The 17099-nt window shown below is 54.7% G+C and carries 12 protein-coding genes and 1 pseudogene; 7 read left to right on the top strand and 6 right to left on the bottom strand.

Features of this window, described 5'->3' with window-relative positions; translation table 11 throughout:
- Positions 1-127: 127 nt before the first annotated feature.
- Positions 128-653, top strand: a pseudogene (locus ACR0JF_RS19910) (transposase family protein); the annotation flags it as partial.
- A gap of 422 nt (positions 654-1075) precedes the next feature.
- Here the strand turns inward: ACR0JF_RS19910 and ACR0JF_RS19915 are convergent.
- Both ACR0JF_RS19915 and ACR0JF_RS19920 read right to left on the bottom strand, forming a co-directional pair.
- On the bottom strand, positions 1076-2143 hold the full coding sequence (locus ACR0JF_RS19915) for a ParB N-terminal domain-containing protein (protein ID WP_170661341.1): 1068 nt from the start codon (positions 2141-2143) through the stop codon (positions 1076-1078).
- Positions 2136-3521: an AAA family ATPase gene (locus tag ACR0JF_RS19920; protein WP_170661486.1), complete on the bottom strand. Its 1386-nt coding sequence runs from the start codon at positions 3519-3521 to the stop codon at positions 2136-2138. Before ACR0JF_RS19920 ends, ACR0JF_RS19915 begins: the two co-directional genes overlap by 8 nt.
- A 580-nt stretch (positions 3522-4101) precedes the next feature.
- Here ACR0JF_RS19920 and ACR0JF_RS19925 point away from each other — a divergent pair.
- Positions 4102-5364: a replication initiation protein gene (locus ACR0JF_RS19925; RefSeq protein ID WP_170661340.1), complete on the top strand. Its 1263-nt coding sequence runs from the start codon at positions 4102-4104 to the stop codon at positions 5362-5364.
- A 1493-nt stretch (positions 5365-6857) separates the two neighbouring features.
- Here the strand turns inward: ACR0JF_RS19925 and ACR0JF_RS19930 are convergent.
- From ACR0JF_RS19930 to ACR0JF_RS19945, 4 genes are all read right to left on the bottom strand, one after another.
- On the bottom strand, positions 6858-7529 hold the full coding sequence (locus ACR0JF_RS19930; protein ID WP_480669723.1) for a nucleoside triphosphate hydrolase: 672 nt from the start codon (positions 7527-7529) through the stop codon (positions 6858-6860).
- The gene (locus ACR0JF_RS19935; RefSeq protein ID WP_170429655.1) at positions 7526-8308 is read right to left on the bottom strand and encodes an ATP-binding cassette domain-containing protein; all 783 of its coding nucleotides are present in this window, start codon (positions 8306-8308) and stop codon (positions 7526-7528) included. Before ACR0JF_RS19935 ends, ACR0JF_RS19930 begins: the two co-directional genes overlap by 4 nt.
- Entirely contained in the window at positions 8308-9378 is a 1071-nt protein-coding gene (locus ACR0JF_RS19940; protein ID WP_170474861.1) for an ABC transporter permease, read from the bottom strand. Before ACR0JF_RS19940 ends, ACR0JF_RS19935 begins: the two co-directional genes overlap by 1 nt.
- 116 nt (positions 9379-9494) lie before the next feature.
- Positions 9495-10514 (bottom strand): sugar ABC transporter substrate-binding protein, encoded by a 1020-nt coding sequence (locus ACR0JF_RS19945; RefSeq protein WP_170661339.1) that lies wholly within the window; start codon positions 10512-10514, stop codon positions 9495-9497.
- Positions 10515-10702: 188 nt separating this feature from the next.
- Here ACR0JF_RS19945 and ACR0JF_RS19950 point away from each other — a divergent pair, with 188 nt between their 5' ends.
- The 5 genes from ACR0JF_RS19950 (at position 10703) to ACR0JF_RS19970 (ending at position 17098) form a co-directional block, all read left to right on the top strand.
- Positions 10703-11902 (top strand): ROK family transcriptional regulator, encoded by a 1200-nt coding sequence (locus ACR0JF_RS19950; RefSeq protein WP_170661338.1) that lies wholly within the window; start codon positions 10703-10705, stop codon positions 11900-11902.
- A gap of 184 nt (positions 11903-12086) precedes the next feature.
- Positions 12087-13217 (top strand): substrate-binding domain-containing protein, encoded by a 1131-nt coding sequence (locus ACR0JF_RS19955; protein ID WP_170661337.1) that lies wholly within the window; start codon positions 12087-12089, stop codon positions 13215-13217.
- A 21-nt stretch (positions 13218-13238) separates the two neighbouring features.
- Positions 13239-14594 carry an extracellular solute-binding protein gene (locus ACR0JF_RS19960; protein ID WP_170661336.1) on the top strand — a complete coding sequence of 452 codons (1356 nt, stop codon included), beginning with the start codon at positions 13239-13241 and terminating at the stop codon, positions 14592-14594.
- A 60-nt stretch (positions 14595-14654) separates the two neighbouring features.
- Positions 14655-15890, top strand: coding sequence for a carbohydrate ABC transporter permease (locus ACR0JF_RS19965; protein ID WP_170661335.1), 1236 nt, complete (start codon positions 14655-14657; stop codon positions 15888-15890).
- Entirely contained in the window at positions 15890-17098 is a 1209-nt protein-coding gene (locus tag ACR0JF_RS19970) for a carbohydrate ABC transporter permease (protein ID WP_170661334.1), read from the top strand. The genes ACR0JF_RS19965 and ACR0JF_RS19970 overlap by 1 nt, the downstream gene beginning before the upstream one ends.
- The last annotated feature ends 1 nt before the right edge of the window (position 17099 follow it).

Below are 17099 nucleotides of genomic sequence, written 5' to 3' on the forward strand. Positions count from 1 at the left end.
ATGCCCATGAACTGCAATGGCATAGGATCACAGTAGAATTTGGCCGTCCATCCCAAGAGTTCTAGGATCACGACCCATGATTTCCTTCAGGCGATATGATTCACTTTTTGAAAATTGCGCTTTGAACATATCTGATCTCTTGTGGCTGTCGGATGCGCAGATGGCGCGTCCTGGGCTTTTTTACCGAAGCCCCATGGCAAGCCATGCGTTGATGACCGGCGTGTATTGAGCGTGTTTCTCGTCATCAACTTCAATGGTATGCTATGGCGTGATACCTTGGCGGTTTTTGGACCTCGTAAGACGCTGTACAACCGTCGGAAGCCGCGGAGAGATAAGAGCATCTTCGCCCGTATGATGGTTGGTCTGGCCGCCGCGCATAGCGAAGAGAAGACAGTGATGATCGACGCGACTTACTTGATGGCGCAACACAAAGCGATCAATTTAGACGTCAAAAAGGGGGGCGTGGACGCCTTATTGGTCGGAAGACAGGTGGCGTGAACACGAAGCTACATTCTATCTGCGATTGTCTGGACAGACCGATCAAACTTCTTGTCACTGCCCGTAAGGTCAGCGGCTACATGGGTGCCCCGGCGTTGCTGAGCAGCCTTCCGATCGTCGATTGGCTTCACGATAACCGGGACTATGATGCCGACTGATCCAGAGAAAGCTTGAGAAACAAAGGGATAACTCAATAGCGTCATCGAACAAGATCACCGCTTCATCATACGGAGCAATAGTCTCAGGTTAGAGTTCAAGGCTTTTGCTGTAGCCGAATCTACCTTTGCAGATTTAGAATTGGTCAACATGATGCGCAGAGGTCAGTTCGTACCTGGAGTCCACCCGTGTCAACAGTTTGGTCGGCTGGCGAAACAATCGCCTCTCCGGTTCCGTCTAGGCAGGTCTCAAAGAAATTTGCGACAGAATCGTCAAAACGCAAAGGTTTGCAAGAGTCTTAACCGCCCAATGCAAGATAGCCATCCAGAATGCAGTGATCATTATATTGATATTTTGCACACTCCTAAAAAGTTGCTTTTCTGCCCTCCTTTCTACCAGCCTCCTGCACCTCAACTATTACCTATTCAAATTGCTTACAAAGTTGGTTCACCAAGGCTTCCGCATCTGCCGGCGCCAGTTCACGCCCCTTGATTTTTAGCCGCAATTCACCGGATGCGACTTCTGCCCAAACCTCTCCTCCACCCTTCAATGGTCTCTTTGGGAGGCGTAGAACTTCTGTGGGTCGACCGCCTCGGCTTTTGCCTTGAGATGCTTCGGACGAGTCACTCATTGCTTTTTCAAGGATACCCCATTCGGCCTTTGCATCCAGCGGACCTACTCCTGCCAAAGCTTCGCGAAGTACCGCTTGCGCACCACTTCGAATGGCCGATGCCAGCTTTAAACCCGCCTTCTCTGACAAGGCAACCGGGTGCTGGAGAAGATCGCCTAGGCTTTCATGAACCATTGCAAAGCTGCGGACCTTTGATCGCTTTGCTTTTGACGCAGCAGCGAACAGCACATCAACAGCCGCTTCGGTCGACGGGAAAACCCCCTGCCCTGCCGCCAGTACGGCTATGCGTCCTCTCTCATACGGCGTGAGATTGGCGCGTAGCTCGTTCTCTTCGACCATGGAGACATAGGCCCCTTGCCCCGCCCCCGCGTTGCGAACAAAAGCTGGGATTTCGGCAAACCGAGGATCCGTGCCCGCCAGCCGTCGGAACGCTTCAAGCCGTCGAAATCCCGAAATCAGACCGAAGCCATCCCCTTCGGGAGTAACTTCGATCGGTGTTCTCAGCCCATTGACGCGAAGGGATTCCAGGAGCTCTGCCATGGCTTCTTCATCTTCGACCATGCGGTCACGTCGGATGAAATCTGCGTCGATCTGGTCAAGTGGCAGCATCTGGGCCACCAACCCCGCCTCTTGCGCATCGCGCCAACGCGCGGCGTCGCCCTGATCCTGAGCCAGCGCAACACGGTCTGTGACAGCAGCCATTCCCCCAAGCGATGCTGCTTCGGACGCGACTTGGGCGATGGGTGGCGGAGCGGATTTGGTCTCAAACGGGCTAACCGAGGGTTTCGCCGCGAAACCGGCCTCTAACTGTTCAAGCGCCTCTGTATCTGGTGCAATCAGTCTTCTACGTTTAGCCATCTGCCTGTCCTCCCATCTGCGCGTCGCGCCACCAACATCCGATCAGAACTTCTTTGAATTCGGCGTAGGTTCGGTCAAAGGTCTCACGTCCGCGCACATATGTCTCACGGTTGAAATCGCGGTAGTCCGCTTCATAGATGCCGTTCACTTGTTCACCCGCCTGCCCGACCAGCGCTGTATAGTCCTGCCTGTAGGCATTCATGAAATCCCCGAAATACGCCTGAATGACATTGGCCATATCGGTCTGCTGGCTTGCGTCAAACCGCGTGATGATCGCGCGCACTACATCCCATTCGAACTTCAGTTCGGGTAAACCCGCCGCACGTTGCGCTGCATTCTCACCATCTTCGATGCTGGCGAATGTCGTATAGAGCATATCGAAGAAACGACCGGTGGAATCGAATTCCAGAAACGAAGCCCCCAGCGGCACCAACAAAATGTCTGCAGCAGCCAACGCATTGATCGTTAGGTACCCAAGAGCAGGAGGCGTATCGAGGAAGACAACGTCATAGTCATTCAAAACGCCTTCATCCTGGAGGAAGTTCGTCAAACCGTCCCATAAGGGCCAGCTTCTCAGGCCCATACGCCAGACGGGTATCTGGAACTCGGCCCAATACAGGTTCAGTTGCGCCCCGATTAAGTCGATATTGGGCCAATGCGTTTTTTGAATCACGTCCTGAGGCGTGGTTTTCAAGGCTTCCTGCAGGGTTTCGTCAAGAGGGATTTCGGGTTGCGCCGAAGCCGAGCGCACCCGATTCTCCTCCTGTACCGCGCGGGCATAGTCTTTCGCGACCAAAGGGAAGACGGTTTGCCACTCATCAGCAACCTGGCCTCCGAGTATTGATGTCATCGAACCTTGGCTATCTAGGTCGATAACCAACACCTTATACCCATCTAGGGCTGCGGACATCGCCAGATGCGCGGCAGTGGATGTCTTGCCAACACCTCCCTTGAAATTGGCTACAGCCACGACCTTTGCTGGCAGCCCTTCGGGTCGGTAAGGCAGGTATTCCTTGGTGCTTACACCTTCCGCCGCAAAGTGCTTGCGCAGCGATAGTACATCTTCAAGGGTGAACCACTTGGAGCCCGCCTCACCTTCGCCTTGTGGCAAATCTGGGTTCGCTTTTAAAACACGTCGCAGATGGGCCGGAGCAACCGGAATCAGATATTTTGTGATTTCCCAAATTGAAAATCGGCGCAGTCGCTTTTCACCATCAGGCGCATATCCTCTACGGGCAAGGTCCTCGCGTCCTTTTGCACAGAAAGCCGCTGCTTTTGCGAATCGAGATGTATCGATAGGATTAGGTAACTTCGTCGCTGCGATTTCCGGATCGAGGTTCAGATAAGGGGGTAGGGGAGGTTGGTTGGTTTTACTCACTGTCGATGCCTCAGAAAATGTTCGTCTTTGCGACGTATATCGGTAAATGTAGCGAACATTGTTGGAGATGACTATCCTCTTCCGGTGTTTTTTCCACAGTTGATTGTAGCTGCAAGCGGTTTCGTGGCGAAACCAATCAAAATCAAAGAAAATCGACACATAAAACGTTTTAGTATTTTAGAAGTTTTAGAATCTTTACTATGTAGAAATGCAGTGAAAACAATAAATTAAATGCAATAGAGTACCTACTTACGGTTCTAAAGGAACCGTTTTACGGGATCAAAGGTATCTGTTTACGGTACATCAGGTGCCAAGGATCAGGAAGTAGGGGACTGATTCTCGGGACACTGAAAATCCACGGTAAAGAGACACTAATTCGATGGGTTTTCTCGCAGAGTACCGGGGACGAAGTTGGGATCGGACTCGGATTGATTCAATTTCTGTGGATAACTTGCTTGCGTGATTCTTAAGGTACCTGAATACGGGATTGCCTTCATCCCGTGTTTGGGTACCCAAAAACTATTGAAGCAAAGGTACCTTTTGTGTCACGCTTTTGCAAAATGAGCAGCCGGGCAGAATCATGCCGGATACACAATTGAATATGGATCAGCTCTCGGGCGCTTTGCGTCGAGAGACTGTTAAAAAGAATGTCGCAGCGATACACATCAGCGGCAAACTTTCTCTGTTGCAGAGAAAGCTTTCGAATGTTTTGTTGATGAACGCCTATGACGCACTGACGACCGCGCAGACCCACACGATTGATGCGCGGACGCTTGCTATGATGGTCGGGTACAATTCAAACGACTTTGACACTCTGCGTGCCAGCCTGCGGGCATTGGCGGAAACAGTCGCGGAATGGGACATGCTGGATGAGCAGGGGCGTCAGGAATGGGGCGTCTCATCCCTGCTGAGTTTTGCCAAACTGAAGGGGGGAGTTTGCGAGTATTCATACTCACCCGCGCTAGCGCAAAAACTGTACGATCCGAAGATCTATGCGTTGATCAACGTGCAGATACAGCGAAATTTCAGTTCCGGGCATGGGCTTGCATTGTATGAAAACTGCTACCGATTTGTGCGAACAGGGTCGACTGGTTGGTGGCCCCTGGACGTTTTCCGTAAGCTGATGGGTGTTGATGGCAGCGACTACTACGCCAGTTTCAAGCATCTCAACGCGAAGATCATCAAACCAGCGGTCACGGAGGTGAACAAAAGCTCGGATATTTTGATCGAGCCCGAGTTTCAAAAGAAAGGTCGAACCGTCACCGACATTCGTTTTCTGATCAAAGCAAATCCGCAAAAGGCGATGTTCGAGATCGACGATAGTGATGGGGTGCGCAATCTCGCCGTGTACAAAACTTTGAGGAAGCAGGGTGTGTCGGATCGCTTGGCACGGCAATGGATCGCGGAACACGGCGAAGACTATGTCCAGAAGAAGCTCGATTACGTAAAAGGGCAAGGCGGTGTAAAATCGACTGTCGGATACTTGTCGGCTGCTCTGCGGGATGACTACGAAGATACGAAGGAAATTTCAACACCCGAGCCTAGTCCCGAAGCCATCGAGGCAGCGCGAAAACGGGTCGCGGAAAAAGCCTCAGAAGAAAAGGCATATGCGGCCCGAACAGCCGAAAGGCAGGCAAGGGCACGCAAGCTTGCAATCGTAGAAGACCTGGTTTCGCGGCGAAACCCAACACAGCGAGATGCAGACAAGCGGTTATTCTTAGCAGGTTTGCACAATGATCTAGATCGAGAGCATTTTCGATCTCATGGCTGGCGCTCGGGCTTGAACGCCACAGCTATCTTCGAGTTTTGGGAAGACATGGAGCCAGAAGCGTTCGCCGTTTGACGCTTTGTTGTGTAGCTTTTTGACTTAAAAAGCTGACATCGAACTCACCGCCTATAATTTCAGTACTGCAATTTGAAGAAAGTGAAAGTATCTGGGCGTGAATTCACTTTTGCGGATCACGTGCGCCACCTCGCTTCTGACTATTGTTGTAGTGACTGAAGTGAAAGTCTCAAATCCCACTTTCTGTCGAGTGCGTCTTTTGGTGAAGCTATGGTTCTATCCCGCGACGTCACTCAAATGCTTCCCCGTGACCCTCTTGTTTGGGATTGGGCTGCCTAAGCCAATCAGCATATTTTCTTTGGCTTTGATACCTGCTGTGTTCGCTCCGCTCACATCGACACTAACTGTCGCGCAAGATCACTGCGTTAAATCAATTGAGCGACGAGTTCTTAAGCAGCAGGTTTCTTCCGACGCTCTGAAAGCATGAAGCCCAGCGTATCGCCGTGTTTGCACATAGCTTTATGGAGAGTGACCGTGTACCTTTCACGCTTGTTTAAGGTTCGTCCATCCGCAAGGGGTGGTCACTCGGTCCCTTATACCCGTATGCGACGTCGGCGATTTCACTAACGTATTTTGTGATCCAACGGTTCAGCGTCGGGTGTTTCACCCTAACGCCAAGGTAGGACATAGTCTCTGTAAGATCTTAGCAGGGAACGCTGTGTCGGACACAGAAGAAGACAAAAATTAGGATCACGTCCTCGGGATGTTTCGCGCCTTCGAAGGAGGTCATGAGTTGGCTTTCGACCAGTTGGGACTGAAGGTTTACCACGTACTAAAACCAAACGGAGCAAGCCAGAGCTTTGAAACAAAGCCTCAAAAGTGGGTGAAATTGACGAAGCAGATGTAATGTGCAGAAAGTTCGAAAAAATACCACAAAATTGTTTGTCAAACTAATTTCGCACACTCGTAGGTCCTGTAGCAAAGTTCCTTGCTGAGTACAGATATCGCGCTTTCCCCACGGGTTAAGCAGTGAATCCCGCGAACTGTAGAAACAGACAAATTCTCTGCGTGAACTGACCTTTACGGATCATCTGCGACACTTCGATTCCTGCAAGAATTGAGGGTGCAGATGCAAAAGGCTTGAAGCCGAGCTTCGTGCGAGTTCGTCTATAGATGGAACGATGGTCCTTTTCCATGATGCTGCCTCTATAAGAATGGGGCGACCAAAGCCTTTGAGCATTTTGTTGATCGCCTCGATACCAGCTGCCTTCTTCCCGCTTGTGTCGACAATACTCTTTCGCGGTAGAATGTTGACAGCAAAAATCCAAACAATGAGCTTTGTGGGACTGTCTAGTTGGCCGTTCGGACAGCATGGAATCCTATATTTTGCCGCGTTCAAGCACTTCCAGCAATGATCGAGCATACATGCGCTGCTTCTGGATGCATTCGCACGCTCGTGACCATTTTCCGGATATCGGATCGGGTGACTTGGATTGTACCTGAAGCTGCCCAGAGGCCCTGCCTCAAGGGCTTGTTGAAGCCAGTGCACAGGTTCAGAACGCGTAGCGCATCCCGAATTCGGTATAGTTTTGACTCAGTGTAAGATCGGCTTTCCGGCTATCGCGGATGACACGTTCTGCGTTGGGCAGATCGTTGGTTTTCGCGCGTTGTAGCGCGGTTTCAGGGTCAAATCCGTGCTTAATCCAGCGCTGCTGCAATCTGCTTTCGAGTTCTTCCAATGTGGGGCTGACAAAAACCGTTAGGGCGAAAACATCCTCTAACGTCCTCCAGGGGTCGCTTTTCATCAAAAGGTAGTTTCCTTCCACAACCACGATCGGAGTTTCAGGGTGAACCGCAATTGCATTGGCGATGGCAAGGTCCATTTGGCGGTCGAACATGGGATGAAAGACTTCGTGTCGCGCGGATTGTAGCGCCTTAATTGCCTTGCAAAACCCAACAGCGTCGAAAGTTTCTGGTGCGCCTTTTTTTGCCCGCAAGCCGCGCGTCTCCAATACGCGGTTGTCCAAATGGTAACCATCCATTGGCACAAGAGTGGCTGAAGGAACCGCCGAGCTCTGTTGCGCGTTCAGCGATTGAACAACGGCTTCTGCTAGGGTCGACTTTCCGGAAGCAGGGGGGCCGGCGATTGCAACAATCGTCCGAACCCCAACCTGCCTCCGGGAGGAGATCAGGTCGCAAACGTGCTTTGCATCCTGCTCGATCACGCGGCGTCCTCTTTTGGGGGTTCCTTGGCGCCGGTCATGAAGGCCACGGCGTCGGACATCGTATAGTCCTTGGGATCAATCGTGCAGAGCCTTTTACCGAGCCGGTGCACATGGATGCGATCGGCGACTTCGAAGACATGTGGCATGTTGTGGCTGATCAAAATGATCGGAATGCCACGTGCCCTTACGTCCTGGATCAGCTCAAGCACCTTGCGGCTTTCCTTGACGCCCAAAGCCGCCGTCGGTTCGTCCATGATGATGAACTTGGTCGCAAAGGCAGCTGCGCGCGCAACGGCAACGCCTTGGCGCTGGCCGCCGGACAACGTCTCCACCGCCTGATTGATCGACTGCACGGTCATTAACCCAAGCTCGGTCAGTTTTTCGCGGGCGAACTTCTCCATCGCAGGCCGATCCAGCTGACGCATGTATTTGCCCATGAATCCCTGTTTGCGGATCTCGCGTCCCATGAACATGTTGTCCGCAATCGACAGGGCAGGGGACATGGCAAGCTGTTGATAGACGATCTCGATGCCCATGTTCCGGGCATCAATCGGCGAGGTGAAGTTGACCTTTTTGCCTTCTATCAGGATCTCGCCTTCATCCGGGATCGTGGCACCGCAGATCGCCTTGACGATGGACGACTTGCCTGCGCCGTTATCACCGATCACCGCAAGGATTTCCCCCTGGCGCAGTTCAAAATCAGAATGGTCGATGGCGGTAACGTGCCCATAGCGCTTCACGATCCCGCGGCCTTGGACGACTGGAGTTGTGTCTGACATTAGCCCGATACCTTTCTGATCCACTGGTCGACTGCGACCGCTGCGATGATGAGAAGTCCGATAAGCAGGAAGGTCCACTGCGCGTCCGCGCCCAGAAGCCTGAGCCCCAGAGTAAAGACACCGACGATGAGAGCCCCGAACAGGGACCCCAGAATGGAGCCTCGTCCGCCGAACAATGAGATACCACCAATCACAACCGCAGTGATGCTTTCGATGTTGGCCAATTGACCGGATGTTGGTGAAACCGACCCGATGCGCCCGATCAGCGCCCAGCCCGCAAAGGCACAGATCAAACCGGATAGCATATAAACGGACATCAGTGTTTTGTGCACGTTCACACCGGATAGCTCGGCGGCCTCGGGATCGTCCCCCACCGCATAGACATGCCGGCCCCAGGCCGTGTGTTTGAGCGCGTAGGCCAGCACGAAAATCAGAACGAGCATGAAGATCACGCCAACCGTAAAGGTCGCGCCACCGACGCTGAATTTTGTACCAAAGAATTGCAGGAACGGGGCGTTGGCCTCGATATCCTGACTGCGAATTGTTTCATTTGCGGAATACAGGAAGTTTGTCGCCAGAACGATCTGCCACATGCCGAGCGTGACAATAAATGGCGGCAGCTTTACGCGACTGACCAGCCATCCATTGAGAGCCCCGATCAAGGTCCCCATGGCCAGACCGCACATCACCGCAATGGGCACGGGGATGCCATAGCGAAAGGTGAACTGACCCATTATGACGGATGAAAACACCATGATCGCACCGACGCTTAGGTCGATGCCGGCAGTCAAAATGACAAGACTTTGTGCGGCGGCCACGATGCCGACGATCTGAACCTGCTGTAGGATCAGCGTCATCGCAAAGGGTGAGAAGAACTTTGAGCCCAGCAGAAGGCCGAAAATTACGATCGCGCCAACCAGAACGATCAAGGGCACAAAGGATGGATTGACGTGGAGAAGATGCTGCAACTTCCCCAGAACACCACGCCGGTGATCTTCAAACTCCGCAACGGTTTCTGACGCGTTGGCGGCGGTTTCGAATTCCTGGGCGTTTTGGTTTGCTTCAGACATTTCTCCCCCTTTTCGTGGCTGGCATCGCGTCCACGAAATCAGTGTACAGGAAGTTTCGGTTTGCTGGTGAAAGGATTGATGAGGCGCTGCTGCGCGCCTCACCTATAGAGCTGTCTTTAGCCCCAGCAGAGATCCAGGCCTTCTGCGACCGACAGCGACTCAACCCCATCAACCGGCTGGTCGGTGATGAGTGCCACGCCCGTGTCATAGAAGTCTTTGCCGGGTGTGTTTTCGGGCTTCACACCCTCTTCGGCCCATTTCTTTACGGCCTCAACACCAAGCGAGGCCATCAACAGCGGGTACTGCTGGCTTGTCGCACCGATCACACCGGCTTCGACGTTTTGGACACCGGGGCATCCGCCGTCAACCGAAACGATCAACACATCGTTTTCACGCCCGATGGATTTCAGCGCCTCATATGCGCCTGCAGCGGCTGGTTCGTTGATCGTGTGAACAACGTTGATGGATGGATCTTTGGCCAGAAGGTTTTCCATCGCGCGGCGGCCGCCTTCTTCGTTGCCGTCGGTCACGTCACTGCCTACCAGACGCGCATCGGTTTCGTCGCCGATGACATTCGGGTCAGCCAGTTCCACACCGAAACCGTCGAGGAAACCCTGATTGCGCAGAACGTCCACTGTCGGCTGACTGACGTTCAGATCCAGCGTCGCGATCTTGGCATCGGCTGCGGCATCGCCCATCTTGGCCTTTGCCCATTGACCGATCAGCAGACCAGCCTTGTAGTTGTCTGTCGCGAATGTCGCGTCCGCTGAGTCAATCGGGCTCAGCGGTGTATCTAGAGCAATGACCAGAACTCCCGCATCCCGGGCCTGTTTGACCGCAGGAACGATAGAGCTGGTGTCGGATGCCGTCAGCAGAATGCCTTTTGCGCCATCGAGAATGCAGGTCTCAATAGCCTGGACCTGAGTTTCATGGTCGCCATCAACCTTGCCGGCAAACGCCTTGAGCGTCATGCCCAGCTCTTCTGCCTTGGCGGTCGCACCTTCCTTCATCTTGACAAAGAAGGGGTTGGTATCGGTCTTTGTAATCAGGCAGACGGTTTCCCCGGCAGCCTGCGCAGATGCTGCAGCCAACGTAAGCGCTGTGGCGGATGCGGCAATCTTAAATAGATTTCTCATTTAGTCTCCTCCCAGAAAATTGTTGTTGCCCCGCGCGAATTAGCGACAAGGCGCGCCTCCATCCTCCAATGAAGGTCCTGCTCAAGAAACCGTGATTCTAGCCTCGGTGTCAATAAATAAATAAAGTTTATTTATTAATTTGACTGCGCATCTTTTCATAAGAAAACAAGGTGTTTATGTTTAGGGTAATGGAAAAAGAGGCGCTGAAAATACTAACCGGCGGGGTAAGCCAAAGCGGTGTTCGTGATCACAACGAACGCCTGATTCTGACGGTTTTACAACGGCATGGACCTGCCGCCGGGGCCGATGTCGCTCGGCTGACGGGCCTTTCCCCGCAGACCGTGTCGATCATTCTGCGTAAGCTCGCAAAGGACGAGATTCTCAAACGTGGGACGCCGTTGAAGGGCAAAGTTGGGAAACCTTCGATCCCTATGGAACTCAATCCCGAAGGTATCCTGTCGGTGGGAATGAAGATTGGTCGCCGCAGCGCTGATCTTCTTTTGATCGACTTTACCGGCAAGCCGCGCCAACAGCTCTCGACGACTTATGACTACCCGCTGCCCGAAGCTGTGTTCGGGTTCTTGGAGGAAGGATTGCAAGAGCTTCTGGCCAATGAGCCCCAGAAGCTTCGCGACCGTGTATGCGGGATCGGGATCGGTACGCCGTTCGAGCTGTGGAAGTGGCACGACCTGTCTGGGCTTGCGGCTCAGAAATTCAAATCCTGGAGAAACGTGAACTTTTTTTCCGAAGTGGCCAAGTTCAGCGACCTGCCGGTTTTTGTGGTCAATGACGCGACGGCCGCGTGTCACGCCGAACATCTCTATGGCCGCGGGGCCGAGTACCGAGACTACTTTTATTTCTTCATCGGCTCAATGATTGGCGGAGGCGTTGCCCTGAATGGCACCGTATTCGAGGGCAACCAAGGCAATGCCGGTGCCTTGGGCGCGATGCGGACAACGGGTCCTTTGGGTGAAAGCCAGCAACTGATTGACACCGCATCTCTGTTTCTGCTCGAGGACAGGCTGATCGAAGCGGGTATTGATCCTGTAATTTTGTGGAAAAAGCCGCAGGATTGGAGCAGCATTTCTCGCTATGTCGAACCCTGGATCGGCACCACGGCGCAGGAACTGGCCAAGGCTGCGCTGTCTATTTGCGCGGTCATAGACTTTGAGGCGATTTTCATCGACGGCGCGTTCCCACCTGAAATACGGGAAGAGCTGGTCTCACGAGTTCGTCGTTACCTGGCCAACCAAGACAAACGTGGTTTGATTCCTCCGGTTGTTGAAGCTGCAGCTGTTGGAGAAAACGCCCGCGGTATTGGAGCGGCAAGCAGCCCAATTTTCCGCCAGTTTCTATTGAACACCAATGCCGGGCTTTCTGGGATGTAGCCACCCTCGAACAGGCACCTCCCAGCCGCACCAACGCGACTTGTCCCAACACTACGACAAAGCGCTTACGCGTGTTCTTTAAGTGTTGTGACGAAATTCAAATAACGTCCAAAAAATAGCCAGATTGCACTTTTTTTAACTTTTTTGTTGCCGAAACCGGTTTCGGAACGAACAAATAGCTTCAATGACTGCGAATCTATCATATCCACCGCGTGACCAGTCAGGTAGCGCAACCGTCACGGGCCGGGTGAAACTGGACGAATTGGCGGCGCATCTGGGCTTGTCTAAAAGCACGGTTTCGCGCGCGCTTAACGGGTATCCAGATATTTCTTCGGCGACGCGCGCAAGGGTGGAAAAAGCAGCTCGGGTGTTGGGATATCGACCGCTCAGCCATGCGCAGGCGATCCGTACCGGGCAAGTTCGTGCGATAGCTATGGTTATCAACAGCGAGGAGCCGGATCAGCATAATCCCTTCTTGCAGGATTTTCTGGCCGGAGCTTGCGCAGCAGCAAGTAGCCTCGACTGGACCATGACCATTTCCACGGCGACCTCCGAAAAAGACACATTGAAGGTGCTGAGCCGCCTTTACGAGGAACGGAAGGCCGATGGATTCATTCTCCCGCGGACAGCGGTCAAGGATGCGCGTATTGGCCTTCTGCGCAGTCTTGGGGTACCTCATATTCTGTATGGGCGCACCGGCTATGGACAGCCAAACAACTGGGACGAGACTTCGTGGTTCGACATTGCCGGTGAAAGCGCGATGCGTAACGCCGTTTTGCGACTGAGCAATTTGGGACATACACGCATAGGCTTTGTCGGCAGCGATCCCAAGTTCAACTACGCGCATCTCCGCCGCGATGGTTATGCCGAAGGTTTGCACGCCGCTGGTCTGCCCTTAGATCCGGATCTGATCCAGGAAGGGGCGCGCACGCGTGAAGATGGCGCGGCTCAGGGGCGTGCGCTGATGGCCTTGGATCAACCTCCAACAGCGATTGTCTTTGCGACCGATCTGGCCGCGTTGGGATTCTGCGCGGATGCGCAGGATCAGGGGCTCGAAATCGGGCGCGACATCTCGGTGATTGGCTATGACGGCATTCCGGAATGCCGTTACGCGCGTCCCGCACTGACCACATTTTCCGTCGATTCCCGCGCCGCCGGTGAACGGTTGGCGACCCTACTGATCCGGCAAATCCGTGGCGAAGCGGCTGCAGACTTGCGAGAACTGGCCGAGGCCACCCTGATCGAAGGTGATTCTGACGGGCCACCAAATCTGACGTCAAATGAATTGGCGCGTAGACTAAACCATCTGACGTGAACATAACCGGGGAGGACACCGATGAAACTAACACCCAAAGCTGCTAAGCTGATGCTTGGCTCGTCACTTGCACTGGCGCTGACAGCGTTATCTGCGCAGGCCGACACGATCCGTTTTTGGACCACTGAGGAGCAACCTGAACGTCTGGCAAAACAGCAAGAGATGGCAGACCAGTTCAAAGCCGAAACCGGTACCACGGTTGAGGTGATCCCGATCACTGAAAGCGATCTGGGCACGCGTGCGACTGCCGCTTTTGCTGCTGGCGACCTGCCTGACGTTGTTTATCACACTCTGCAATACGCCCTGCCTTGGGCCGAGGCTGGTATTCTGGACACCGAAGCCGCGACCGAAGTGATCGAAGAGTTGGGCGCAGACACTTTCGCCCCCGGTGCTTTGGCGATGGCTGCGTTCAACGACGAAACCGCCTCGGTGCCAGTCGATGGCTGGACCCAGATGGTGGTCTACCGCAAGGACCTGTTCGAAGAGGCCGGTTTGGAGGCCCCCGATAGCTTCGCTGATATTCAGGCCGCGCTTGAGGCTCTGCACAACCCGCCGGAAATGTACGGTTTTGTCTCGGCGACCAAGGTTGACGAGAATTTCATGAGCCAGGTGTTGGAGCATGTCTTCCTCGCCAATGGAGTGTCGCCTGTGGGTCCCGATGGGTTCCAGCCGCTGGACGAAGCCAAAACCACCGAGGTTCTGGATTTCTACAAAGCAATCTCCAAGGCGTCGCCTCCGGGTGAACTTTTCTGGAAGCAATCGCGCGAGCTGTATTTTGACGGCAAGGCCGCAATGATCATCTGGTCTCCCTTTATTCTGGACGAACTGGCCGGCCTGCGTGACAGCGCCCCGCCAACCATCAACGACGACCCGACTTCGCGCGATCTGGCGAGCAAGACCGGCATCGTAACCAAACTGTCCGGCCCGTCGAACCCCGATGGCGCGGCATGGGGTGACGTGCGGTACTTCGGCATCACCAACGACGCCGATACCGATGCGGCGATGGAGTTCGTGAAATTCGCCATGGACGACGGTTACACCCAAACGCTGGCAATCGCGCCTGAGGGCAAGTTCCCGGTCCGTCGTGGCAATGCCGACAACCCGACCGCGTTCTCGGAGGCCTGGGCAGAGCTGCCTGTTGGTGTCGACCGCAAAGCGCCCCTGGGTGATTTGTACGAACAATCCATGATCGACGAAATCGTTGGCGGTCTGGATGTGGCGCAACGCTGGGGCGTGGCCGAAGGCCAGCTGGCACTGGCATCGAAGATGATCAACAGCCAGGCCATAAACCGCGTCGTGCGCCAGTATATTGACGACGAGATCGACGCGGCCGCAGCCATCGCGGCGTTGAACGAAGAGTTGGCCAAGGTTCAGTAACCTCCCGGCACCTGCAGCGGCGCGCGCGCCGCTGCCCCTAAACACCCTTCGAGGTAACCCATGACTTCGGCCTCCCCACCGACAGGAACCGGGGCGTTAGCCAAACGCGAGGCGCGTCTGGCCTGGACGCTGCTGGCTCCGACCATCATCAGTGTGTCGCTGGTTGTGATCCTGCCTTTGCTGGCGATCTTCTGGATCAGCTTCAAGCCCTTCACCCTGTCTGACCTGCGCCCGCCTGCTCCGGTCGTGCGTGAAAGCCTGCGCGGATCGGGTGATGATCTGCGGATCGAATACCGCCTGCGCAACTCTAGTCAGGATATTGCGATCGACGGCGTGACAGTCCGGGATGTCCTGCCCGATGGCGTGACGCCACTTGGCGATATTGCAACCCCCTGTGTATTGAACAGGCAAGAGCTGTTCTGCGACTTTGGTACGCTGGAAGGCGGCGAGCGCGAGCGTATTCGCGTTCCCGTTGCGGTCGATGGCGACCCGGACTCCTTCGAAGATCTGGTTGAAGGGTCTGAACCAACGGTCACCGGCAGCGGCACCAGCGTGCTGACAAACTTCGAGTTCAGCCTAGAGAACTTCGCCCGTGTGTTCGACGGCGACGAGTTCTGGGGCGTGCTTTGGGTCACCCTGTTCTACACCGTCTTCGGCACCATCGGCGCGTTGGTCATGGGCCTGTTCGCTGCCTTGCTGCTGAACAAAAGCTTCCAGGGGCAGGGCTTCATCCGGGGTCTCTACCTGTTCCCCTACGTGGCCCCCGTCATCGCCGTGGCCTTTACCTGGGTCACTTTGTTTGATCCGTTCTCGGGTTCGGCCAATGCTTTGCTGGTGCAGATGGGGCTGAGCAGCGAGCCGATCAACTTCTTTGGGGAACGCCCACTGGCGCTGATCATGGTCACCGTCTTTGAAATCTGGCGCTATTTCCCGCTGTCCTTCCTGTTCATTCTGGCGCGGATGCAGTCCATCGACTCCAGCATGTATGAAGCGGCGGATATGGATGGGGCTTCACCGTTCCAGAAGTTCTGGCTGCTGAGTATCCCGCAATTGCTGGGTATCCTTTCGGTCTTGTTCCTGCTGCGCTTCATTTGGACGTTCAACAAGTTCGACGACATCTTCCTGCTGACCGGTGGTAACGCGGGCACCCGCACGCTGACGGTGAACGTGTATGAACAGGCCTTTGCGGTCTCGAACATCGGGGCGGGCGCGGCAGTGGCCGTGGTGATCCTGCTATGTCTGATCGCCTTCAGCTTTGTCTTCTTCAAATTCATAAGCCGTGAGGAGGGTCTGTGATGCGCCAAGGGTATATCACTGGCCCGATCCTGGGCGCGCTGTGGCTGGTGGTGATCGCCACCACCATTGCGGTCACCATGTCCTTCGCCACGGGCGCGGCCTTCCGTCCGCAGGTTCTGCTGAGCCTGATCTGGGGCGCGTTGGCTGGTCTGGCATATGTCCGCTTTCCCGCTCGTCATGCCTCGGCGCGTCTGGGAGTGTCGGCCCTTTTGGGTCTGACTTGCCTGACAGGCTTTGGCCCGGTTCTGATCGGCTCGGACACAACGCTGCTCGCGCTATCGGTCACCGTGGTTTCGATTGCCGTGGTCATGCATCTGTCGATCGCTGAAATCCTGAAAGAGCTGCCCTTTGGCGAACTGACCCGTCATGAGTTCGAAGACGCCGTGATCAGGTTCTGCACTGGTTTCGGTTATATCTTCTTCACGGCGATCGTGGTCATTCCTTTCTACGTGATGGTGATGACCAGCCTGAAGTCACAGCAGGCGCTGTTGCAGAACCCGCTGGATTTCTCGCTGGATCTGGATCAGGGCTGGGCGCTGTTCCGCAGCTATACGGAACTGTTCCACGATTTCAATTTCGGCTCGTACCTGTGGACGTCCTTCTATGTCTCGGTGCTGACGGTCTTCATCACGCTGGCCTTCAGCATTCCGGGGGCCTATGCCGTCGCACGGTTCCGGTTCAAAGGGCAAAAGGCGTTCTCGCGCTCGATCCTGCTGATCTACATGGTGCCGATGATCGTTCTAGCGCTGCCGATCTATATCGCGTTCTCGCTGACCGGCCTGCGCAACTCGATCCTAGGCATCGTCATGATCTACCCGGTCACCACGATCCCGGTCGCGCTGTATATGCTGCAGGGGTATTTCCGTGGTCTCCCGACCGAGGTCGAAGAGGCCGGCTTGATGGATGGTCTCTCGCGCTTGGCGGTGATCTGGAAGATCACCCTGCCGCTCAGCCTGCCGGCTCTGGCTTCGGTGTCGCTCTATGTCTTCATGATCGCCTGGAACGAGTTCCTACTGGCCTTCATGCTGCTGGACGATCCCTCGAAATTCACTCTCACCCGAGGCGTCACAATGCTGAACTCCTCGGAAATCCCTCGCCAACACCTCATGGCTGGCGCGGTGATTGCCACCGTTCCAATCATGGCCCTGTTCCTGGGGCTTGAACGTTTCATGACCAAAGGCCTGACGGCTGGCTCGGTCAAAGGATGAC

Source organism: Ruegeria sp. BG11 (assembly GCF_056538565.1).